This window comes from uncultured Clostridium sp., from assembly GCF_947039605.1.
Classification (GTDB): Bacteria; Bacillota; Clostridia; order Clostridiales; family Clostridiaceae; genus Sarcina.
Map to the genome: position 1 here is coordinate 36,778 of NZ_CAMQZG010000009.1, position 22,973 is coordinate 59,750.

A 22,973-nucleotide genomic window follows, 5' to 3' on the forward strand; every position below is an offset into this window, starting at 1 on the left:
CTTGTGTTTTTAATTTAATTCATAAAAATTAGCATGTGTATTCCACATGCTAATTGAATAATCAAACTAATCTGCGGTTAGTGTAAATGTGATAGTTTCACCTTTTCTAACTACGTCACCTTCTTTGTGACTTTGGTCCGTTACAATTCCCTTACCTTCAAATTTAGCATTAAGCCCTATTTTTCCCACTAAACTTACTACCATCTCTTTTGAGTAGCCCATAAAACTAGGAATTATCACATCTTTATTATAATTAGAACTACCACCTGTGTAAAGTTTTATCTCAGTACCATCTGCAACCATATAGCCTGCCTTTGGTAACATATCACTTATATATTCATCATTGCCTTCCACTTTATATTTCAACCCAGCTTCTTGCAATATTTTTTTAGCCTCAATTACCTTTAGGCCTCTAACCTCAGGAATCATTATATCACATTCATCCTCTTTAGACGCATCAAAATATGAAGGTTTCAAATAATTAAAGATATCTTCATAAACCATTTTAGCTACTGGCGTTGCTATAACCCCACCATAATATGCTCCATCTTTAGGGTTGTCAATAGAAACAAAAAGAGAGATTTTAGCATCACTTGTTGGAACCATTGATATAAATGAAGATACATAGCCTCCACCATAACCTCCACCTTCTTTAACTTTTTGTGCCGTTCCCGTCTTTCCACCTATTTGATAGCCTTCAATGCGAGAATTTTTAGCACCACCTTCAACTACTACACTTTCTAATATATCTCTAAATTCCTTAGATGTTTCTTCACTTATAATATCTTGTGTTATTTTAGGTTCAAATTCTTTATCAAGGATTTTCTTCCCACTAGTATCTACATGAGAAACTTCCTTCATAACATGAGGTTGTATTAAATCTCCACCATTTGCAATTGCATTAAATGCTGCCATAAACTGAACCATATTAACTGTATTAGTCTGACCAAATGAAATTGTTGCAAGGTCTGTATCAGTAATCTTTTCAGCTTTTTTAATTATCCCTGGTGCTTCACCTGGTAAATCTATTCCCGATTTACTTCCAAATCCAAATTTCTTTATATACTCTGTTAATTTCCCAGCCCCAAGTCTTTGTCCTAATGTCATAAATCCTGGGTTGCAAGAATTTTGTACTATGCCCTCAAAAGTTAACTCACCATGTCCTGTTCTTTTCCAACATCTAATATTTCTATCAGCTACTTTTAAACTTCCTGTACAATTAAACAGCTCTCCATCTTCTATAAGTCCTTCTTCCATAGCCGCTGTAGCAGTTACTACCTTAAATATAGAACCTGGTTCAAATGTATCTGATACTGCTCTATTTCTCCACATTTTTTGTATTTTATCGCCATCTGTTTCACCTTTAAAATCCTCATATCCTTCATATGGATCATTCAAATCATATCCTGGTGCATTAACCATACCTAATATTTCACCATTTCTTGGATCCATAGCTATGATACTTACTGCATCTGCATTAGTTTTTTCTTTTGTAATATTTGCTGCTTTCTCTACAAATTCTTGAATTTGCATATCAATAGTTAATATAACATCTTTTCCATCAATAGGTGGTTTGAACCTTGAAATTGTATCTGTAATATCATATCCATCCTTTGCAATTTCTGTAATTCTAACCCCTGGAGTTCCTGCAAGGACACTATCATACATAAGTTCAACCCCTGTAAGACCTTTCCCATCAGAATTAGTCGTTCCTATTACATGTGATAATAATTCGTCATTTGGATAATATCTTACAGTATCTGCCGATACCATAATTCCTTTAATATCTAACTCTTTTACTTTATCTGCTTTTTCTTTATCAACCCTTCTTGCTAAAATAGAACTTTGTGCTGGTGCACCTGATGGAAGTTTATAATTAAGTTGTTTTAAAACTTTTGCCTCCTCTAGCTCTAAAGCTTTTGATAGCCCTTTTGCAAGCTCTTCATTCGTTGTATTATGTTCCTTATTATATTTTGCTACAGTTTTCAAGTCTATGTCTACCCTATACACATTCCCACTTACAGCTATTTCCTTTCCATTTCTGTCAAGAATCTTACCTCTTTTAGCAGATATCTTTACATCACTTGTCCACTGCTCGACTGCCATTTTAGAATATTCTTGATGTTTAAATATCATAATATAACTTGTCCTTATTATAAGCAAAAACAATATTAAACATAAGAATGATGACCCTATAATTATTCTTCTTTTTATAGTTGCATTATCATTGAAACTTCTCTTCATAATTAACCTCCAATATCAAAATAAGGATGTACCTATTAGATACATCCTTAAATAATATGTTAATTAATTGAATTAAATTACTTGTATTTCAATTTTTTTATTCTATCATAAATTTAATAGTTTCACCTTGACTTACAGTTTCTCCCCCCTCTATACTCTGTCTTATTACTTTTCCACTAGTTTTATCAAATTTTGCATCAAGTCCAATCTTCTTAAATATATCTCTAACCATCTGAGTAGTATACCCTAACATATCTGGAACTATAGTTTTATTTTCTTTGCTACTCCCCTTTGTTAATTCAATACTTATTGTTGAATCTTTTTTCACAAGACTTCCTGGAAGAACATCAGTTTCTTTTACATTATCTCCCTCTCCGGTAAATCTTACTTTCAAATCTTCATCTTCTATCATTTTTTGACCTTGTGCTTTATTTATTCCTCTTACCTCTGGCATTATAACTGAAGAACTCATATTTGTTTCAAAATTTAATTCATCTATAGACTTATAACCATTAATGGCTTCTAAAATCTCTTTAATTACCGGTCCTGCCATCATCCCTCCAGATGCTGATGCACTTTTAGGATTTTCTATTGTTACAAGAATACTTACCTTTGGATTATTAGCTGGTGCCATAGCTATAAATGATGCTATTCTACCCTGTCCATATCCACCTGTGCTTGCAACCATTTCTGCTGTACCAGTTTTTCCACCAATTCTAAAGCCCTCTATATAAGCACTACGTCCGGTTCCATTTTCAACAACACTTTCTAATATAGTTTTTAATGTATCTGATGTTTCCTTACTAATAACAGGTTTTTTTTCAATCTTATAACTATCATTTATGACTACAGCCCCATCTTTTGTAGTACTTGCAATATCTTTCATTAAATGTGGAGTCATTAAATATCCCCCATTAATAGTAGCATTAAACCCTGTTAAAAGTTGAACCATACTGACTGCATTAGTTTGTCCAAAAGAAATCGTTGCAAGGTCTGAATCACTCATAGTTTCTGGTGTTTTAATGATACCAACACTTTCTCCTGTTATATCAATTCCTGTCTCACTTCCAAATCCAAAAGCTTTAATATATTCATAAAGCTTTTCTTTTCCAAGTTTTTTACCAAGGTCCATAAGACCTACATTACATGAATTTTCTATTATTTGTATAAATGTCTGCGGTCCATGGCCTGTTCTATTCCAACAATGAATTCTTCGTCCATCAATTAGATAATATCCATTGCAATAATAAGTTTCACCTTTATTTGCAAGTCCTTCTTCAATAGCTGCTGCTGCTGTTATTATTTTAAAAGTTGAACCTGGTTCATATAAATCTGAAACCACTTTATTTCTCCACATTTTTTGTACTTGTTCAGATTCATTTTTCCCTGCAAATTTTTCAAATCCTTCATGTGGTTTATTAGGATTATAATCAGGATTTGTAGCAAGTGCTAAAATCTCATTATTATTAGGGTCCATAACTAATACACTTACAGACTCTGCTTTATTATCAATTAAAGCTTTCTCCGCCGCTTTCTCAGCTATATACTGAACTTTTTCATCAATAGTTAAAACTATGTCTTTTCCATTGATAGGCGGTGTAAATGTTGCTGTTTCAAGTGGCAACTCACTTTTATCATACCCATCAAGTTCTGCAATTCTAACTCCTGGAATTCCTGATAAAATAGTATCATAATATAATTCTATTCCATTAAGACCTTGTCCATCTTGATTTACATTTCCTAAAATATAAGAAGAAAATTCATCATTTGGATAATATCTTTTTGTATCTGAACTTATTAAAAATCCAAAATACTTTAAATTTTTTATAGCATCTGCTTGTTCTTTTGTAATTCTTCTTGCAAAAATAGCACTACTTGCTAATTTTCCTGAATCAAGCTTTAAATTAATTTTATCCCGTATACTTTTTTCATTAGCTTTCAAAATCGCACTTAGTTCTTTTGCTAAAATACCCTCTTGAACTTTTATATCCACATCATTTTTTTCAGCTTTGCTTTCAATAGTTTGTCTAAGACTTATAAGATCTGCATCAAGTCTATAAACATCACCACTAACAGCTAATTGCTTTCCATTTCTATCTAAAAGACGCCCTCTTTTAGCATCAATTTGTATTTCATTTACTATCTGTTCATCAGCAAGCTTTTTATACTCCGCTCCCTTAAATACTACTCTGTAAACTAAAAAAATTGTAACGTATAAAAAACCAAGTCCAAGTATAATAAGCATTACCATTGTTCTCTCTTTCATACTAATTCTTAATTCTTTAGTCATTTTAGGTTTCTGTCTCTTCTTCAACACTAATTACCCCCATAAAAATCTACTTTTATAAACTTTAAGGATGTACTTATATAAAAAGTACATCCTTATAAACTTACTATTATGTTAAGGAACTATATTTACTACGTCTTCTTTCTTTGGATAAATCATATTTAATTCATCAGCTGCTATCTTTTCTATTTTCTCTAAAGATAACCCTTCTGATATTTTTATATTTAAATCCTCATTACCTTCTGATAAAACTTTTATTTGACCATTAACATCTTTAATATCAGACTGTAATCCAAATATCATATTATATCTTAAAAGAACTATAACTCCTAGTAATAATACCCCTACTGTACAAGAAGTTATTCTTTTAACCATTTGATAATTTGCTCTTTTTTCTCTTTCATTTTGACGCCTAAAATATCTTTCCTCTGATTTTCTTCTTTCGTGTTGTGATTGTTTTTTCTTTGGTTCAAGTGTTTTTCTTTGTATATCATTTCGTAAATTCTCTATACCCATTCACTTAACCACCTTATTTTTGTAACGTATTCTATTATATTATAATTTTTCTAAAACTCTTAACTTAGCACTTCTGCTTCTTGGATTATATTCAAGTTCTTCTTCTGATGCATCTATTGGCTTCTTTGTTAATATCTTAACTTCTGGATCACTATTACATACACATATTGGGAAGCCACTTGGACAACTACATGGATTTGTTAAATCTATATATGTCTTTTTAACTATTCTATCTTCTAATGAGTGGAATGTTATTATTGCCATTCTTCCACCTTTATTAAGTTTGCTTACTCCATCTCTGATTGTATTTGCTATTATAGCAAGCTCTCTGTTTACTTCTATTCTTATTGCTTGGAATGTTCTTTTTGCTGGGTGTGGTCCCTCTCTTCTAGCTTTTGCTGGTATAGCTGATTTTATAATTTCAACAAGTTCAAATGTTGTTTCTATAGACTTCTCTTCTCTTGCACTAACTATAAACTGTGCTATTCTCTTTGCAAATTTTTCTTCCCCATACTCTCTTATAATTCTATATAATTGGTCTGTTGTATATCCATTTATAATTTCATGTGCACTAAATGCTTCTTCTCTGTTCATTCTCATGTCTAAAGGTGCATCTTTCATGTAACTAAATCCTCTATCAGCTGTATCAAGTTGATATGATGATACTCCAAGGTCTATTAATATTCCATCAACACCCTCTATATCAAGCTCATCTAATACTGATTTTATACTTTCAAAGTTACTATGTACTAAAGTTGCATTATTAAAATCTTTTAATTTTTCTCCTGCTGCCTTTAGTGCATCCTTATCTTGGTCTATTCCAATAAGTCTACCTTCACTACCTAAATGCTCTAAAATAACTGATGAATGACCTGCACCACCTAGAGTACAGTCAACATAAATTCCATCTTTTTTTATATTTAATCCTTCTATACACTCGTTTAAAAGAACTGATATATGCTTAAATTCCATTTTGTTCTCCTTATATTCCAAATCCATTATTTTTCTATATTTGTTAGAAAACCAATGTTTTTATCATTATATTCTTCCTGTTTGTTTAAATGATATATGTTAAGGTATCTATCAAATTTTACATTACTTAAAACTCATTTCCTGAGAGTTTTTTAAACTTAAATAGGTATAATTAAAATTATTATTATACTCACCTAAAAACATATTCTTTATCTTTATCTCATATACTAATAACTTATACAAATATAAATTATCCTTATATATATAATTTACACTATATACCTACAAGATTGCAACAACTTTTCACCACTTTTTATTAGATTTCATTTAATAAATATTAATTCTATTATATAAATAGTTAATCAATTCACCTTTTTTTATACAATATCATATAATATACTACAACATTTAATTATTTTTTGACATTCTCCATCAATTATTATAGAATAAAGTAGATATATGGGAGTAGATAGGGGCTGGTGTCTCTACGGGTCTTCAAAACCTAGTTGTGGTACTAATACTATCATTGGTGAGTTCGATTCTCACATATTCCCGCCAATAAAAAAGGTATTGATTTAAGTTTTTCTTAAAACAATACCTTTTTTTCTACAAATTTTAATATTTCCTCTCGTAATACCTAGATGACAAACTCATAAAAATTCCATTCAATAAAATAATTGTCGTAATTAAATTTCCTACTCGATAAAATCCCTTTAAATACAACAATATAGCTATTCCTATTTGAATAAAAATTATTATATTGTTAGTTGCCATATGAGTCTTGCTTCTTATCATTGTGTTTCTCTCATCATTTATTTCTAAACGCTCTTCTTCACTTGTATTATTCATAAAAACTAATCCAATAATAAATGCTATCATAGTACACCCTAATGTTAAAACTTTATTTTCTGTCATAAAATATAATAAAATTCCTAATCCCTGCATTATAGCTACTACTATTAATAAAATTACTTTTTTGACCATACTTTCACCCATTTGATTACTCCCCCTCATAAATAAATATTTCTTCAATTTTTAAATTAAAATATTTTGCTATTTTAAAAGCTAAAATTATTGAAGGATTATACCTTCCATTTTCTAAAGAGCTTATTGTTTGTCTTGAAACTTTCAGCTCTTTTGCTAAACTCTCCTGATTTATTCCTCTTTCTATCCTTATACTTTCTAAATTATTTTTCATATTTTCTTCCTTTCCATATGTAAAGTTAGCTTTACACCTAAATTATACTATTATATTCATCGGTATAGCAAGTTAACTTTATAAGTAATAAAAAAATAGAACCTATGGAAATTCCATAAGCTCTATCTTTTATATTATACGTTAAATCTGAATTGAACAACGTCTCCATCTTTCATAACGTACTCTTTACCTTCTAATCTATAAAGACCTTTATCTTTAGCTGCTGGCTCTGAACCACATTCAACTAAATCATTGTACCCTACTACTTCAGCTCTAATAAATCCTCTTTCAATATCTGAGTGGATTTTACTAGCTGCTGCTGGTGCTTTTGTTCCTTCTTTAATTGTCCAAGCTCTAACTTCTTGAACTCCTGCTGTAAGGTAACTGATTAATCCAAGAAGTCTATAACTTTCTTGTATTAACTTATCAAGCCCTGATTCATTCAAGCCATACTCTTCTAGCATTTCAGCTTTTTCTTCATCATCAAGTCCTGATAATTCTTCTTCAAGTTTAGCTGATACAACTGTTGTACCTGCTGCTTCATTTGTTGCAAACTCTTTAACTTTAAGAACCATATCATTTTCAAGGTTCCCTTCCATCATATCTTCTTCTGATATATTACAAGCATAAAGAACTGGCTTTGATGTTATAAGGAATAGACCTTTCATAAGCATTTCTTCTTCTTCATCCATATCTAAAGTTCTTGCTGGTTTATTAAGTTCAAGATGATCTTTAACTCTTTGCATTAATGCTTGCTCTGCTTTAGCATTCTTATCTCCAGATCTTACTGCTTTAGTACCTTTTTCAAGTCTTTTTTCAATAACATCAAGGTCCGCAAATATAAGCTCTAAACTTATTGTTTCAATATCTCTTATAGGGTCAACTGAACCTTCTACGTGTATAACATTTTCATCTTCAAAACATCTAACAACGTGAACTATTGATTCAACTTCTCTTATATGTGATAAGAATTTGTTTCCAAGTCCTTCACCTTTACTAGCCCCTTTAACAAGACCTGCAATATCATAAAATTCTATTGCTGTATAAATTTTTCTTTTTGTTCCATACATTTTCTCTAAAACATCTAATCTTTTATCTGGGACACTAACAACTCCAATATTTGGTTCGATAGTACAGAATGGATAATTTGCTGATTCTGCTCCAGCCTTTGTTATAGCATTAAATAATGTACTTTTTCCTACATTTGGTAGGCCAACTATTCCTAATCTCATCTATGTACATTCCTTTCATTTTTAACTTATTAATTTACCTATAAATTATACTCTAGCTTTTATTATATTTCAAGCTATGGATAATAATGTATTTATAGGCATTTACTTATATATATATAGTTAAGCATATATAGACATACTATATGTAACGAGGTGATATTTATGTTTAATTTTTTGATGATGTTTTTTAGTATTATATTTTTAGCATCTCCCTTAAATATTTTTGCTAGTCCGACAACTGTAAATAATACTGAACTTAACTGGTATTATTCTTTTGATAAAAACTTAAATACTTTAACTTCCCCAAAAGAAGCACCATTTCTTAATGATAATTTAGCACTTTTCAAAGGAAATGAAAATGAAAAAGTTTTATATCTTACTTTTGATGAAGGATACGAACAGGGATATACTAATAAAATAATAGATATTCTAAATGATAATAAAGTTCCTGCTGCTTTTTTTGTTACAAAATATTATATGAGTAAAGAACCTGATATAGTAAAAAAAATGCACTCAACCGGTCATTTAGTATGTAATCATTCTAATAAACACAAATCTATGCCAACCCTTATTGGAAGTCCTGCATTTGAAAGTGAATTTAAAGATACAGAAAAAACTTTCAAAGAAATAACCGGTGAAAATATGCCAATATATTTTAGACCTCCAATGGGTAAATATAGTCATAAGTCTTTAGTTGAAACAAATAAACTTGGCTATATTTCAGTTTTTTGGACTTTTGCTTATAAAGACTGGCTTGTTGATAATCAACCTACACCTGATGTTGCCTTTAAAAAGATAACTTCAAATATCCATAACGGGCAAATTCTTCTTTTACATGCTTGTTCTAAAACAAATACTGATATTTTAGATAGACTCTTAAAGCATTTAAAAGCAGAAGGTTACAGATTTGAATCCTTAGATTATTTATCTAAATCAACTAAAAGTAATACATAAAAAATTAGAGCCAACTTTTGATAGTGGCTCTAATTTTTTTAAAGGTATTTATTTATAACATTCATAGATTCCATTTTCATTATGTTGTTATTTTCTTCTATAATTCTAAGTTTATTACCTACACTCTTTTGAATATCTGCATCTTTTATAAAGTTTAAATTCACTTTAACATTTATGATTGATGATTCAATAGCTGCATGTAGCATAATTGCTGCTATAGCTGCATCTGATACTAAATTTTTATTTCCTTTTTCAGCTGCAAACATTATATTTTTATAAAAACTAAGACTTTCTTCAGCAAGACTTAAAGGTACTATCATACACTCTAAAGTCTTTTTTTCAATCTCATGTGTTCTTCTTTTTTTCTCTTCATCTGTTTCTTTTGGAAGTTTATATGTTCCCATTAATGCATTAAATGCATTTCCATCTTTTTTTGCGAACTTTAATGCTTCCATGTAAAAGCCTTTTGCCTCTTCTACATTTTCATTTAATAAAATCTTATCATCTTCTGATAATTCCTCATAAACTTTTTTCCCTACTGTAAGACTGTAAACCATAGAACTTAATGCCCCTGCAAGCGAAGCAACTATTGCTGCCACTGCACCGCCTCCTGGCGCTGGTTTCTCTGATGCTAAATCAAGTATAAATTCCTCAATTTTTTGATTATTCATTTTGCATCCTCCTTCTTAGAGGTCTTTAAAGTATTTTTTAATTTCCTTTACAACCTCATCATCTTTATTAATTGCTTCCGCAAGTTTTAAATGCTTTTTAGCATTCTCTATATCATCATTATGAACATAGCACATTATAAGATTAGTGCACACCTCTACATCCTTTGTACCTTCAAATGCTTTTCTAAAACAATTTATAGCATTATCATAATCAGCAAGTGATGCATAGTTTATTCCAAGTTCATTTACTACCTCTACTATATTAGTATCAAGTGCCTGACTCTCATTAAGATAGTATATTGCTTTTTCAAAATTCCCAAGTCTTCTGTAACATGAACCTATGTAAAATCTAAGGATTGCATCCTCTTCAAACTTATCTGCTAAAGGTAAGAATTTTGTAAGTGCTGTTGTAGGGTCTTCTATTAATGCTTTTTTTCCCTCTTCATATGCACTAGCGTCTTCTACTTCTTCACATAAGGCTTCTATCTCTGAAGTTTTTTCTCCACCCTTATTGATATATTCATTTATATCAACTAAAGCGTTACTAAGTTTTTCTTTATCCTTATTTGCAAGTGCTGCATAAAGATATGGGAAAGCTTCTTTATCAAATAATTCTTTAGCTTTATCTGATATATCAAGTTGAGTATCATTATATGCACTATTAGCCTCTCTTAAAGCTTCACATACAAGTAAAGTCTTTTCATAAGTTTCTTTGCTTGCTTCAAACTCACATAATCCTAAAAGAAGCATTAAAGCATCCTCAAGTTCATTTTCTTTAGTTTTATCTGCAATAAGACTTCTTATTAATTTTTCTGAATCCTTAACTAATGGGATTATCTTTTTATAATCACTATTAAATTTTAATTTTTTATCTCCACCCATAGCGAAAAACATACCTTCTACAAAATAATTTATAGGAAGTTTATCAAGTTTTAAACCACTTTTCACATCTTGATTTAAGTGTACTGGGTCTATTGGTATGTATAGATCTTTTATTTTATAATCCTTATTATCTGCTCCTAATGCTTGTAAAAATCCATCTGCATTAATCTCCATAAATAGTAATCTTGCTAATTTATCTTTTGAATATTCATTAAAATCCAATATTAATTACAACTCCTCTTTCTAAAAACATAGGTTGCCCTTTTGAGGCAACCTACTATTTATTAATTTAATTTCTCATTTATTATAGACATAACATCTTTCTCAAACTGAGCACTCTTAGCCTCTGCATCCTCAAGACTTGAACCTTTAACTGATAAGTAAACTTTCATTTTTGGTTCTGTCCCTGATGGTCTTACAACAAACCATGAATCATCCTCTAAAACATATTTTAACACATTTGATTTTGGAAGGTCTATATTTTTTTGCTCTGCTGTTAAGTTATTAAGCTCTTTACTTAATTTATAATCAAATGCAGTAACAATTTTAACTCCTGCAACTTCTGAAATTGTTGTATTTCTTAAAGCTTCTATGCAAGCTCCTATTTTTTCTTGTCCTTCTTTGCCCTCAAGTGTTACTGACACTAAAGTTTCTTTAAAGTATCCATACTTATCATATAAATCTACTAAAGCCTCATATAATGTCTTTCCTTGCTTCTTATAGTATAGTGTCATCTCAGCAATCATTTGGGCAGCAACTACTGCATCCTTATCTCTTGCTTGTGTTCCTATAAGGTAACCATAACTCTCTTCAAATCCTAATAAATACTCATACTCATTAGTTTTTTCAAACTCAGTCATCATTTCCCCAATATATTTAAATCCTGTAAGAAGGTCAAATAACTTAACTCCATACTCATCTGTAATTTTTCTTACAGCTTCTGTTGTAACTATAGTTTTTGTTACCGCCCCATTCTTTGGAAGTCTATTCATTTCTTTTAATGATGAAATTACATAGTGAGTTAAAAGTATTCCTGTTTGATTACCTGATAATACTTTATACTCTCCACTATTATCTTTTACAACAACCCCAATTCTATCACAGTCTGGATCTGTTCCAAATATAACATCAGCTCCAACTTCTTCTGAAAGTTTTAAAGCAAGTTCAAATACTTTTGGATCTTCTGGATTTGGATATGGTGCTGTTGGGAATTCTCCATCTGGAAGTTCTTGTTCTTTAACAACATTAACATTCTCATATCCAAGTTCTGATAAAATCCTTCTTACAGGCACGTTTCCTGAACCATGAATAGGTGTATAAACTATATTTAAATCTTTAGCATATTCTTTTACTAATTCTTCTCTTATAGTAACTTTTTTAAGTTCAGTCATAAATGCTGCATCTACTTCTTCACCAATATAAACAAGAAGTCCTGCTTCTATCGCAGCCTCTTCACTCATTGTTTTTATGTCATTATAATCTTCTATGTTATTTACATATGTTATAACTTTTCCAGCTGGCTCATCAGTAAGTTGGCATCCATTCTCATCATAAGCCTTGTACCCATTATAAATCTTAGGATTATGTGAAGCTGTAAGAACTATTCCACCATTACACTTTAAATATCTTACTGCAAATGATAATAAAGGTGTAGGTCTTAAACTTTCAAATAAGTATACCTTTATCCCATTAGCTGCTAAATTAAGTGCTGCTGCTTTTGAAAATACATCTGATTTATTTCTTGAATCATATGCTATTGCAACTGATATATTTTCTTTATATTCATTATTTAAAAAGTTAGCAAAACCTTGAGTAGCTTTTCCAACTGTTGTTACATTAAGTCTGTTAGTACCTGCACCTATTATTCCTCTAAGTCCGCCTGTACCAAAATCTAATTCTTTATAAAATCTATCTTCAATTTCCTTTTTATCACCATTAATTGCTCTAAGCTCTTCCTTTAAATCCTCTGAAATTGTATCAGATGATAACCATTTTTCATACTTTTCTCTATACATAAATTCATCCTCCTAATTATTAACTATAAATAATTATATTATATAAAGTACTATTATAATACTATAATTTAAAACATGAGTATAATTTTAACATATTTCTCGAATATGACTATAGTTTTCATGGAAAATTAAAGAAAAAGGGCATCTTATGTCAAGATGCCCACTTAAATTTACTTTTCTTCTACTGCTTCTTCTACAGTTTCCACAACTTCTTGTCTTTTTTGTTCATAACTTATTGTTGCAATAACACTTTCTAAACTATCTAAGATAGATATTTCACTTGCAAATTCCACATCTGCTATTTTAAAGTTATCGCCAATGTTTGCTTTTGTAACATCTATATTTATACTCTTAGGTATACTATCTGCATCACACTTAACTTTTATATTATCTTTTTGCTTTTGCAAAACTGCACCACTCTTAATAAGTTGCTCTTCACCTGAAAATGTAATTGGTACATTTGCTGTAACCTTTTCATGTGCATTAACTTGTGCTAAATCAACATGAATTATCTTTCTTGTTATTGCATCTCTTTGCACTTCCTTTATAAGGGCTTTATGGTTAGCTCCATCTAAATTCACACCTACAACACTATTTACTCCCTCTTGAAGTATATATTGATTAAGCTCTAGAGCTCCTATTTCAATAAGAGTATTCTGACTAGCCTTTCCATATAAAATCCCTGGAACTTTCCCTTCTTTTCTTGTTTTTCTAGCCCCATGATGTGTTTCCTTAACTCTTTGATTAATATTTAAATTTTCCATAAACTAATCCCTCCTGTAAAGTATCCTGTCAATTATTCTTAGCAGAAGAGATTATAATTATTCAGGATTTTTTGCAAAAAGAAAAACTTTTTAAATTTAAATTTTATACACAAAATAAAATAAGGTATAAACAAATAAATTTTTGTTTATACCTTACCTATATATTTTATTAAATTATCTCAACTGAATCTAAATTAATCTTATACGTAACATCTTTTCTTTCAACAATTACCTTAATTTTTTCACGCATTTCTTTATGTTCTTTAACTTTTCCTATAAGTTCTCTAGTTGGGTTTATAGCATAAGGATTTCCTACATTTTCAAACATTGTAAAGTCCCCTGATGTATCTCCATAAGCAAAACTCTTAGATAAATCTATATCATATTTTTCTGTCAATTCTTTTATAGCATTTTGCTTACTAACAGCATCCCACATAGGTGTTATATCCCCTGTGTACTTCTCTTCATCATCAATATTATATATTGTCCCTCTAAAATCATCCATATTATGCTTTCCTGCCATCTCTTTTACAAGCTCTATTGGTGAACCTGATATAGCTATAACAACATGACCTTGTTCTTTATGCCATTTAATTCTCTCTCTTGTAAAAGTATAAACTCTATCACCTTTTTGCTCTATAACATTCTTTGCAATATGGTCTATATGATATTTTTTAAGTCCCTTTATAGCATCTATGTATATATCAACCATTTTTAATAAGTACTCGTCATAGTCGCCTTGTCGCTTGTCCCACTTCACAAAAGCAGGTTTAACTTCATTATCCCACTTTTCTTCTTTTATAAGTTCATACTTTACTATTTTCTTAAATACCTCTGTTATTAATCCTTCTCTATAAATCGTTCCATCTATATCAAAGAAAGCTGCTATTCTTTTTTCCATAGTAAATTCCTCCTTTGTTTAAAGTATCTCAAAATTTGTTAATTATATTATATCATTTTTCAACATAATTTTACAATAGTATCTACAGTAGGTTTTATACATCATCTTCTGTTAAAACTTTTATATTATTATCAATAAATAATTGGGCTGTTACACCATTACCCTTAATTTTTATATTTGAGAATGTTCCATCATAAACCATTCCCTTTCCACAAGAAGGACTTTTTGCTTTCAAAATTGCAAGTTCCACTTTATTTTCCTTAGCAATTTTCAAACTCTCCACAGCTCCCCTTAAAAATTCTAAAGTAACATCTTTATCATCATTAGTTATTATCTTATCTTTATTATCTAATACCCCCTTAGCACTACCTATTATCTCTGCTGGATTTCTTGGCGTTGAAAGCCCACCTAGTTCTTCTGGGCATATACAAACAACCTCTTTATCCTTAATAAAATCTAAAACTTTTTTATTTTTATTATTTCCACCACTATACTTACAATTCTCACCACATAAACAAGCACTCACTAAAATCATACCCTACACCTCTACAAATTATTTTTTCTTTTAAATCTTATAAACATTATACCACCAATTATACACATTAAAATCTCGGTAACTGCCATTGACCATATAACTCCATGAAGTCCAAAGAAATAGTGTAAAACTATTATAACAACTATATAAGAAACACCTTGTAATATAGACATTATCATTGTTTCAAAACCTTGACCTGTTGCTTGGAATACTCCTATAATCAATCCTGTAAACCCATTGAATATAGCCGCTAAAAGCATTACTGATAATATGTAAACTCCAATAGTTATAACTTCTTGATTATTTGAAAATCCTCTTATAATTTGATTTCTAAGTATAAAAACTATACTACAAAAAACAAGTAATATTACCGCAATATATGTAAAAGCATATTTTAAAGCCTCTTTCATCCTTTTAGTGTTTTTAGCAGCAAAATTATATGCAAAAAGAGGAATTAACCCTAAAAATACTCCCATAGCTAAGAACTCTGGAATCTGAGTTATTCTAAGTGCAATCCCAAAAGAAGTTACAACTCCATCACCATACTCAATTGCAAAATTATTAATAAGAAGTGTTACAATAATTATAAATATTGCTTGAAAAAGCTCTCCAAGTCCTACTTTATAAATTTCCTGTCTATCACTTAAAGAAATTTTATAATGACTTAAAAATCCTTTTAAATATAAACTTTTTTTCTCTAAAAAATATATGTAATATGCAACTGCACCAAGATTAGCTAAAATAGTAGCAACTGCTGCTCCTATAACATTAAAATTAAAATATAAAATAAATATAGGGTCTAATACTAAGCTACATATAGAACTTATAACAACTCCATACATTGACTCTTTTGATGCCCCTTCTGCTCTTACAAGCTGTTCTAAGGCAAAATTTAATACTATAGAAAATCCCCCTATAAATAAAACTACTATGTACTCTCTTGTATAAGCAAAAGTTTGAGCATTCGCTCCAAGAATTTTTGTTATAAATGATGAAAATATAACTGCAATTATTGCAACTATAATTCCACCTATAATACTAGAGTAAAAAGTATACCCAGCTATTTTTTTGCATTTTTCTGTATTTCCCTCACCTGCAAGTCTAGAAATAAAAGTTCCACCACCAGCTCCAAAAACATTTCCAATTGCCATTAATACAACAAATACAGGTAATCCAAATGTAATTGCAGAAAACATAGCAGTATTATGTAAAAGCCCTATAAAATAAGCATTTATAACACTATAAATAGTTGCAACTGACATACCAATCATCATTGGCACTGCAAGTTTTCTTACTGATTTTCTAATTGGTGCTTCCTTTAAATAATATTCATTTTCCATAAAATACTCCTTATCTTTTGTTCAAATTTCAAATTATAAATTTTTATTTACCTTATCTAATAAATCTTTTAAAGTTTTACTCTCATCCTCTGTTAATGTGCTATACATTTGAATTTCAATATTATCAAATACATTTTTAAACTCTGCAACAAGTGCAATACCTTTATCTAAAACATAAATTTTCTTTTGTCTTTCATTTTCCTCATTAATCACTCTTTTTATATATCCTTTTCTCTCAAGTCCTTGAAGCATACTAGTTATACTAGCCTTAGTTTTATTAAACTTTTTAGCTAAATCATTTTGAATAACTCCCTCTTCTTGATGTTTATAAATATAGCCTATCATTTTAGCCTGCTTTGAATTTAATCCTGTTCCTAAAAGATTAGAATCAGCATTATTTTTTGTCTTTATCCCAATTTCTCTAATTAACCCTGAAATCTCTAAATTTATTTTTTTCATCCAAAATCCCTCCATATCAATTTAGTTTGAATTCTAACTAAATTATAATAGTTAGAATTCAAACTGTCAAATTTATAACTATTATAAAATAAAAAAAGTTAGTTTAAAGTTTTATCAACTTCAAACTAACCTTTAAATTATTTAAGTTCTACAATAGTAACTCCATTTCCACCTTCACCATAAACTCCAAGTCTATGATTTTTAACATGTGGATGTCTTTTAAGCATTTTTCCTATTTCATCTCTTAAAACTCCTGTACCCTTACCATGAACTACTGTAACTTCTCTAAGTCCTCCAATAGCTGCATCATCAAGATATTTATCAGTAGTCATAATAGCATCAATAGAATCAAGTCCTCTTAAATCAACAGATGTAGGTACTACTCTTAAATTAAGCTTTGATTCTCTTTTTTGTATCTTCTTCTCTTGCTTAGAAACTTTAGCTTTTCTAAGTTCCTTAAGTTTAACATTTATCTTCATTATTCCAGCTTCAACTAGAACCTCACCTTTTCTATCAGGCATACTAAGAATTATAACTTTTTGATTTATTCTAGGTAACATTGCTTCCATACCTTCATAAACCTCAGTAAGTTCCTCACCCTTTTCATCCTCAACCTTTTTGTGAAGTGCCATTTGAGCGTCACTTATCTTATCACGAAGCTTTCCTCTTTGTTTTTCAAGTTCTCTTCTAGCTTCACTTGTTATACCAAGCTTTTCAAGTTCTCTCATATTTTTAAGGATAGCATCTGCCTCATCCTTAGCTGTATCAAGAATTGACTTTGATTCTCTTCTAGCCTCAGCATAAGCATTTTCTCTTACTTCATCAATTCTTGCAAGTTTAACATCTAATTTTTCTTTAGCCATCCTTGCCTGAATTTTATATTTTTCAGTATCTCTTGCATACTTCTCTGCTGCAATATTTTTATCTTGAAGACTTTGAATTAAATCTTCAAACTGAAGTGAATCACTATTTATAAGTTCCTTAGCCTCCTTTATAAGATTTTCTGATAATCCAAGTCTTTTTGAAATCTCAAAAGCATTTGACTTACCAGGTATTCCTATTAATAATCTATAAGTTGGGCTAAGTGTCTCTATATCAAATTCAACTGAAGCATTCTCTACTCCAATAGTTCTTAAAGCATAACCTTTAAGTTCACTATAGTGAGTTGTTGATAATAATCTACAACCTCTTTTTCTAAGTGTTTCAAGAATTGCAATAGCAAGTGCAGACCCCTCTGTTGGGTCTGTTCCTGAACCAAGCTCATCAAATAATATAAAACTATTTTCAGTTGCATGTTCCATTATATAAACTATATTAGTCATATGAGCTGAGAAAGTAGATAAACTTTGCTCTATACTTTGTTCTTTTCCAATATCAGCATAAATCTCATCAAAATGTGCAATAGTTGAATTTTCCTCTGCAGGTATTAAAAGACCTGAAAGACCCATAAGTTCTAAAAGTCCAGCTGTCTTTAAAGTTATAGTTTTACCGCCAGTATTCGGACCTGTAACAACAAGGCTAGTAAAATCTCCACCAAGATAAATACTTGCTGCAACTACATCTTCTCTTGCAATAAGTGGATGCCTTGCTTCGATAAGGTCAATCCTTCCTTCTTTGCTTATATTTGGTATAGTACCATCTATAAGACTTGCGTATTTAGCTTTTGCAAATATAAAATCAAATTCAACAATTATATTAAAGTTGTTTTGAATATTTTTTATAACACTTTCAACCATGCCTGAAAGTTCTTCTAAAATTCTTTGAATTTCTTTTCTTTCCTCAAGCATAATTTCTTTAATCTCATTATTTAAATTAACAAGACCAATAGGTTCTATAAATACAGTTGAACCACTAGAACTTTGATCGTGTATAAGTCCTGGTACAGAACCTTTAAAACTTGCTTTTACAGGAATAACATATCTATCTCCTCTTACTGTAACAAGAGAATCTTGAAGATATTCTGCATTATCCTTAACAAGTACATTAACCTTATCTCTAACAGATGCATTTTTTTCTCTTAAAGTTCTTCTTAAATTATATAATTTTGAACTTGCCTTATCAGAAATTTCTTCCTCTCCAACAATAGCATTAAAGATAGCATCCTCTATATTTTTGTAAGGAACAACTCCAAATACTATATCTTCTAATATTCTAAAACTTTCTTCCTCTTCTTTTCTTTGTAAAAACTCAGAAAATCTTCTAGCACAACTAAGCATATTAGCTATTTTAAGAAGGGAGAAAGGTCCAAGACTACCACCTTTTCCTGCTCTTATAAGATCTTCTTTAACATCATAAAGTCCCTCAAATGGAGGTGTGCCTTTTTTAACTAAAACATCTAGTGCTTCTTTTGTTTCAGCAAGATGCTCAATAATATCATTATATGCCCCATATGGCGCAAGCTGATTTATCATTTCCTTTGCTGATGATGTAATTGCATACTTTTCTACTAATTTTTTTACCTTATCAAATTCTAAAGTTTTAATAACCTTATTATTCATCCTTTACTCTCCTATTCTACTCCCTTTCTGTAATGCCCTTTGATAAACTTACCAAGTTTAACAGGCTCTCCTTTAATGATAGCTGAAAGAACTGCTTTAGTTTCATCATAAGTTTCATCTATAAAATCTGCTCTAAATGTATGAACGCCTATGCTCTTTATATCTTTCATCTCTGAAGTTATATTTACAGGAAGTGTATTATATATATGTGCTCTACAGAATAAATCTGTCATAACAACTAAATCTTCACTCATTCTATCTCTTAATCTAAATGTACTATCGACACATGCATCATTACATTCTCTTTTTGTATTTTTCCCACCAAAAGTACTTCCAATAGGGCAATATTCACTTATCATAACCTCAGGTTTTCCATAAACGAAGAAAATTGCTCCCTCTTTTTCTTTTTCAACTATTGATTTAATCTCTTTTCTGTTTATTTCTAAACTAAGAGGTGTTGCCTCAAGATACTGATTATAGAACTTTAATGATTCTGCATTAAATACATTAAGTTTGTATCCACCAATCATTTTATATTTATCTTTATATCTTCTAATTATACCATCATTACCAGTCACAAGCCCTTCTATCTTATCTCCAACTGAATCAATAATTCTACAAACAACATCAAATTCTTCCTTGATTATATTTGGCACTTCAAGATAAACAGCAGTATTTCCAAAATCTACTTCATTAAATATTCCTCTTTTTAAAGTATCTTTATTCTTACCAAATATATCTATAACTACAGTATCAAGACCTAAATCAAGCCCTGCTTGTAATTGATGTTTATAAGTAAATTTTGCTATAACAGGACCATATTTTTTCTTACCAAGTTCTGTTTTAACCTCTTCTACTCTTTCTTTTCTTACATCTTTTTTATGCTTACCTATTTCATATGCAATAATCTCATCTAAAAGTTCTCTTCTAAGATTATTTATACTAGCCATTGGCATAAATCCATCATCAAAAGCATCAAATATAACTGTTTCTATTTTAAATGGTATTTCACCTGATTTTTTAATATTTTTTTCAACTCTAATCATATCTAAAGGACTATTCATAGCCACTTCAACATTTTCACCAAGTTTTTTATAAGTTTTACCATTATACTCTAAACTCATTTCAAATGGCATTCCAATTCTAAATTTAACATGTGCTGTAAGTGCTATCTTTCTTTGATACATTTTTTCATAAGACTTCTTAAGTTCATTCATAAGAATAATATCAGTCATCTTATAACACTCATCACCCTGCTTATACTTTCTTGGATAAAGAACAACTTTATCACCTTTTTTAGCAGAAGTAACTTCATTTCCATCTTTTATAATCTTACTAAGAACAAATCCACCCTCGCCGATTCTCAGCCCATCCTTTAGCGTTACATCTTGTTCTAGTATAATTTCAGAATTCTTACCTATTCTACCAACTATTGTCCCTGTATTTCTTGGAGTATTATAAGCCATCATATCTTTACCAGTATTCTTATAAAGATATGCATTAGAAAATCCTTCTCTATTAAATAGTTTTAAAAGGTCTCCCTCTCTATTTCTACTTCTTTTACCTGACTCTTCAATCTCATCAATAGCCTCTCTATATGCTTCTATAACACCAGCTACATACTCAGGCTTTTTCTTTCTACCCTCAACTTTTAAAGAACTTGTTCCTGTCTTTAATAAGTCATCTATATTATCGATATTACACATATCTTTAGGACTTAAAAGGTGCCCACTTTTTTTTGAACCATCAGTATCCCTTATAAGATCATACTCTGTTCTACAAGCCTGTGCGCATTTACCTCTATTTCCACTTCTCTCACCTATCATACTACTTAAAAGACATTGTCCTGAATAAGAAACACAAAGCGCTCCATGAACAAATATTTCTGTTTCTATTCCTAAATCTTTAGAAATATACTCTATTTCTTTTAATGAAAGTTCTCTTGATAAAACTATTCTTTGGAATCCATTCTCTGTAAAGAACTGTGCTCCTTCTGCATTATGTACACTCATTTGAGTTGATGCATGTATTTCAAGACCTGGGTAAACTTCTCTTACCCTATTTAAAATACCTGTATCTTGTATTATTATTGCATCTACACCTGTTCTATATAAGAACCCTATATAATCTATAGCTTCATTAAACTCACTTTGTTTAATTAAAGTGTTTATAGTTACATATACAGGAAGACCATAACTATGTGCGTAGTCAACTGCCTTCTCCATCATTGGTTTATCAAAATTTGTTGCATAAGCTCTTGCAGAGAACTTATCTCCACCTAAATATATTGCATCAGCACCCTTATTAATCGCTGCTATCATACTTTCCATTGACCCAGCTGGGGCTAATAATTCTACTTTATTCATAAATACACTACTCCTACTCTCTTTGCTTTTGTAAAAAACAAATAAATTAATAAATTTAACAAATTAATTCAATACCTAATTATACACAAACATTCACTATATCTCAAAGATTGCAGAAAAAAAATTGAATACTACAAAAAAGAAACTGTTTCCATATTAAAAGAAACAGTTTCTTTTTATTTTAATTTTTTTAAAAGCATAGGATTATTTTTAACCTTTTCAGCAACTACAGCTAATTGACTCTCTAAAAACTTATTTTCAAGATCAATTATTCTGTACTTTGATGACTGTAAACCAAACTTAATTTCTCTACGCGATTTTTTTAATAAGTGATTTGCTTTTTCTAACTTTTCATTTTTAGTTTCCACTAAACTTAGTTGCTTTCTTAATTCTTCAACTTCAACCTCTAAAGTTCCTGATGAATTATTTTGCATTTCACTATTAAGTTCATCTTGCAGTTCTAACTTATCTTCCTCTAATCTTTGTTTTTCAAGGATTAACATCATATTAGTTTCTTCTACATCAGTTTTTTCTATCTTAATAGCTTCTTTTGCTTTTATAGCATCTTGAGTTTCATCTTTTAACCTAACTATTTCATTTTTAAAATCTTCAGTTTTCTTTTGAAATTCAGTTTTCAAAGTCTCATTCACATTTGAATATTCACTTTTCAACTTTTCATTCTCTTTTAAATATCCATTTTTTAATATTTCATTTTCTTTTGAATATCTATTTTTCAAACTTATAGTTTCTTTTGAATGTTCATTTTTCAAACTAGTTATTTCTTTTTTGAAATTTTCAGTTATATTTAAATGTTTACTTTCCTCAGCCCTTATAGCAATTGCATACTTTTCTTTAATTCCATCAAGTTCATTCTTTATCACCTTATTATCTTTTTTCATCACATCATGATTTCCTAAAAGCACATTCAATTCTTTTTTAGCTTTAAAAGATTCATCTGCTAAGTTTATGGCTGTCAAAATTGAGGCTGCTGAAACACTTAATTTAGTATTTTTTTGAAGAATCTCTTGCAGCTTGTCCTCGACATGACTCGCAAGATGATGTAAATACTCTTCATCTTCTTTTCCTTTTAAGTTATACTCCATGCCATTAATTCTTACAGTGACTGTTGCCATACTACA

Annotated in this window: 19 protein-coding genes and 1 tRNA gene; 2 read left to right on the forward strand and 18 right to left on the reverse strand. The window is 29.9% G+C overall.

The window, feature by feature from the left end; translation table 11 throughout:
- Nucleotides 1–66: 66 nt before the first annotated feature.
- The 4 genes from Q0V24_RS04920 to rsmH form a co-directional block, all read right to left on the reverse strand.
- Complete coding sequence (locus Q0V24_RS04920; RefSeq protein ID WP_297519155.1) at nucleotides 67–2,244, reverse strand: stage V sporulation protein D; 2,178 nt, start codon at nucleotides 2,242–2,244, stop codon at nucleotides 67–69.
- 97 nt (nucleotides 2,245–2,341) lie between these two features.
- On the reverse strand, nucleotides 2,342–4,558 hold the full coding sequence (locus Q0V24_RS04925; RefSeq protein ID WP_297519157.1) for a stage V sporulation protein D: 2,217 nt from the start codon (nucleotides 4,556–4,558) through the stop codon (nucleotides 2,342–2,344).
- A gap of 87 nt (nucleotides 4,559–4,645) precedes the next feature.
- Nucleotides 4,646–5,047, reverse strand: a complete 402-nt coding sequence (locus Q0V24_RS04930) for a hypothetical protein (RefSeq protein WP_297519159.1) — start codon at nucleotides 5,045–5,047, stop codon at nucleotides 4,646–4,648.
- Between the two features lie 39 nt (nucleotides 5,048–5,086).
- Nucleotides 5,087–6,019 (reverse strand): 16S rRNA (cytosine(1402)-N(4))-methyltransferase RsmH, encoded by a 933-nt coding sequence (gene rsmH / locus Q0V24_RS04935; RefSeq protein ID WP_297519161.1) that lies wholly within the window; start codon nucleotides 6,017–6,019, stop codon nucleotides 5,087–5,089.
- A 461-nt stretch (nucleotides 6,020–6,480) separates the two neighbouring features.
- Here rsmH and Q0V24_RS04940 point away from each other — a divergent pair.
- Nucleotides 6,481–6,577, forward strand: a tRNA-Sec gene (locus Q0V24_RS04940).
- 57 nt (nucleotides 6,578–6,634) lie between these two features.
- Here the strand turns inward: Q0V24_RS04940 and Q0V24_RS04945 are convergent.
- From Q0V24_RS04945 to ychF, 3 genes are all read right to left on the reverse strand, one after another.
- Nucleotides 6,635–7,015 (reverse strand): hypothetical protein, encoded by a 381-nt coding sequence (locus Q0V24_RS04945; RefSeq protein WP_297519163.1) that lies wholly within the window; start codon nucleotides 7,013–7,015, stop codon nucleotides 6,635–6,637.
- 4 nt (nucleotides 7,016–7,019) lie between these two features.
- Nucleotides 7,020–7,217 (reverse strand): helix-turn-helix transcriptional regulator, encoded by a 198-nt coding sequence (locus tag Q0V24_RS04950; protein WP_297519166.1) that lies wholly within the window; start codon nucleotides 7,215–7,217, stop codon nucleotides 7,020–7,022.
- 134 nt (nucleotides 7,218–7,351) lie between these two features.
- Nucleotides 7,352–8,449: a redox-regulated ATPase YchF gene (ychF, locus tag Q0V24_RS04955; RefSeq protein ID WP_297519168.1), complete on the reverse strand. Its 1,098-nt coding sequence runs from the start codon at nucleotides 8,447–8,449 to the stop codon at nucleotides 7,352–7,354.
- Nucleotides 8,450–8,611: 162 nt separating this feature from the next.
- Between ychF and Q0V24_RS04960 the strand changes: the two genes are divergently transcribed.
- A complete protein-coding gene (locus Q0V24_RS04960; protein WP_297519170.1) occupies nucleotides 8,612–9,403 on the forward strand; it encodes a polysaccharide deacetylase family protein in 792 nt (263 codons plus the stop codon).
- 38 nt (nucleotides 9,404–9,441) lie between these two features.
- Here the strand turns inward: Q0V24_RS04960 and Q0V24_RS04965 are convergent, their stop codons facing one another.
- The 11 genes from Q0V24_RS04965 to zapA form a co-directional block, all read right to left on the reverse strand.
- Complete coding sequence (locus tag Q0V24_RS04965; RefSeq protein ID WP_297519172.1) at nucleotides 9,442–10,074, reverse strand: cyclodeaminase/cyclohydrolase family protein; 633 nt, start codon at nucleotides 10,072–10,074, stop codon at nucleotides 9,442–9,444.
- Nucleotides 10,075–10,089: 15 nt separating this feature from the next.
- Complete coding sequence (locus tag Q0V24_RS04970; RefSeq protein WP_297519174.1) at nucleotides 10,090–11,178, reverse strand: hypothetical protein; 1,089 nt, start codon at nucleotides 11,176–11,178, stop codon at nucleotides 10,090–10,092.
- A gap of 62 nt (nucleotides 11,179–11,240) precedes the next feature.
- Nucleotides 11,241–12,971, reverse strand: a complete 1,731-nt coding sequence (locus tag Q0V24_RS04975) for a phospho-sugar mutase (protein WP_297519176.1) — start codon at nucleotides 12,969–12,971, stop codon at nucleotides 11,241–11,243.
- A 170-nt stretch (nucleotides 12,972–13,141) separates the two neighbouring features.
- Entirely contained in the window at nucleotides 13,142–13,735 is a 594-nt protein-coding gene (locus Q0V24_RS04980) for a 50S ribosomal protein L25 (protein WP_297519178.1), read from the reverse strand.
- A 169-nt stretch (nucleotides 13,736–13,904) separates the two neighbouring features.
- The gene (locus Q0V24_RS04985; protein WP_297519180.1) at nucleotides 13,905–14,636 is read right to left on the reverse strand and encodes an HAD-IB family hydrolase; all 732 of its coding nucleotides are present in this window, start codon (nucleotides 14,634–14,636) and stop codon (nucleotides 13,905–13,907) included.
- Between the two features lie 94 nt (nucleotides 14,637–14,730).
- Nucleotides 14,731–15,171, reverse strand: coding sequence for a DUF523 domain-containing protein (locus tag Q0V24_RS04990; protein WP_297519182.1), 441 nt, complete (start codon nucleotides 15,169–15,171; stop codon nucleotides 14,731–14,733).
- Nucleotides 15,172–15,182: 11 nt separating this feature from the next.
- The gene (locus Q0V24_RS04995) at nucleotides 15,183–16,511 is read right to left on the reverse strand and encodes an MATE family efflux transporter (protein WP_297519184.1); all 1,329 of its coding nucleotides are present in this window, start codon (nucleotides 16,509–16,511) and stop codon (nucleotides 15,183–15,185) included.
- Between the two features lie 33 nt (nucleotides 16,512–16,544).
- Nucleotides 16,545–16,970, reverse strand: a complete 426-nt coding sequence (locus Q0V24_RS05000; RefSeq protein ID WP_297519186.1) for a MarR family transcriptional regulator — start codon at nucleotides 16,968–16,970, stop codon at nucleotides 16,545–16,547.
- A 137-nt stretch (nucleotides 16,971–17,107) separates the two neighbouring features.
- Nucleotides 17,108–19,468: an endonuclease MutS2 gene (locus tag Q0V24_RS05005; protein ID WP_297519188.1), complete on the reverse strand. Its 2,361-nt coding sequence runs from the start codon at nucleotides 19,466–19,468 to the stop codon at nucleotides 17,108–17,110.
- 11 nt (nucleotides 19,469–19,479) lie between these two features.
- Complete coding sequence (locus Q0V24_RS05010) at nucleotides 19,480–21,834, reverse strand: U32 family peptidase (RefSeq protein WP_297519190.1); 2,355 nt, start codon at nucleotides 21,832–21,834, stop codon at nucleotides 19,480–19,482.
- Between the two features lie 176 nt (nucleotides 21,835–22,010).
- Nucleotides 22,011–22,967 (reverse strand): cell division protein ZapA, encoded by a 957-nt coding sequence (gene zapA, locus Q0V24_RS05015; protein ID WP_297519192.1) that lies wholly within the window; start codon nucleotides 22,965–22,967, stop codon nucleotides 22,011–22,013.
- Nucleotides 22,968–22,973 lie beyond the last annotated feature (6 nt).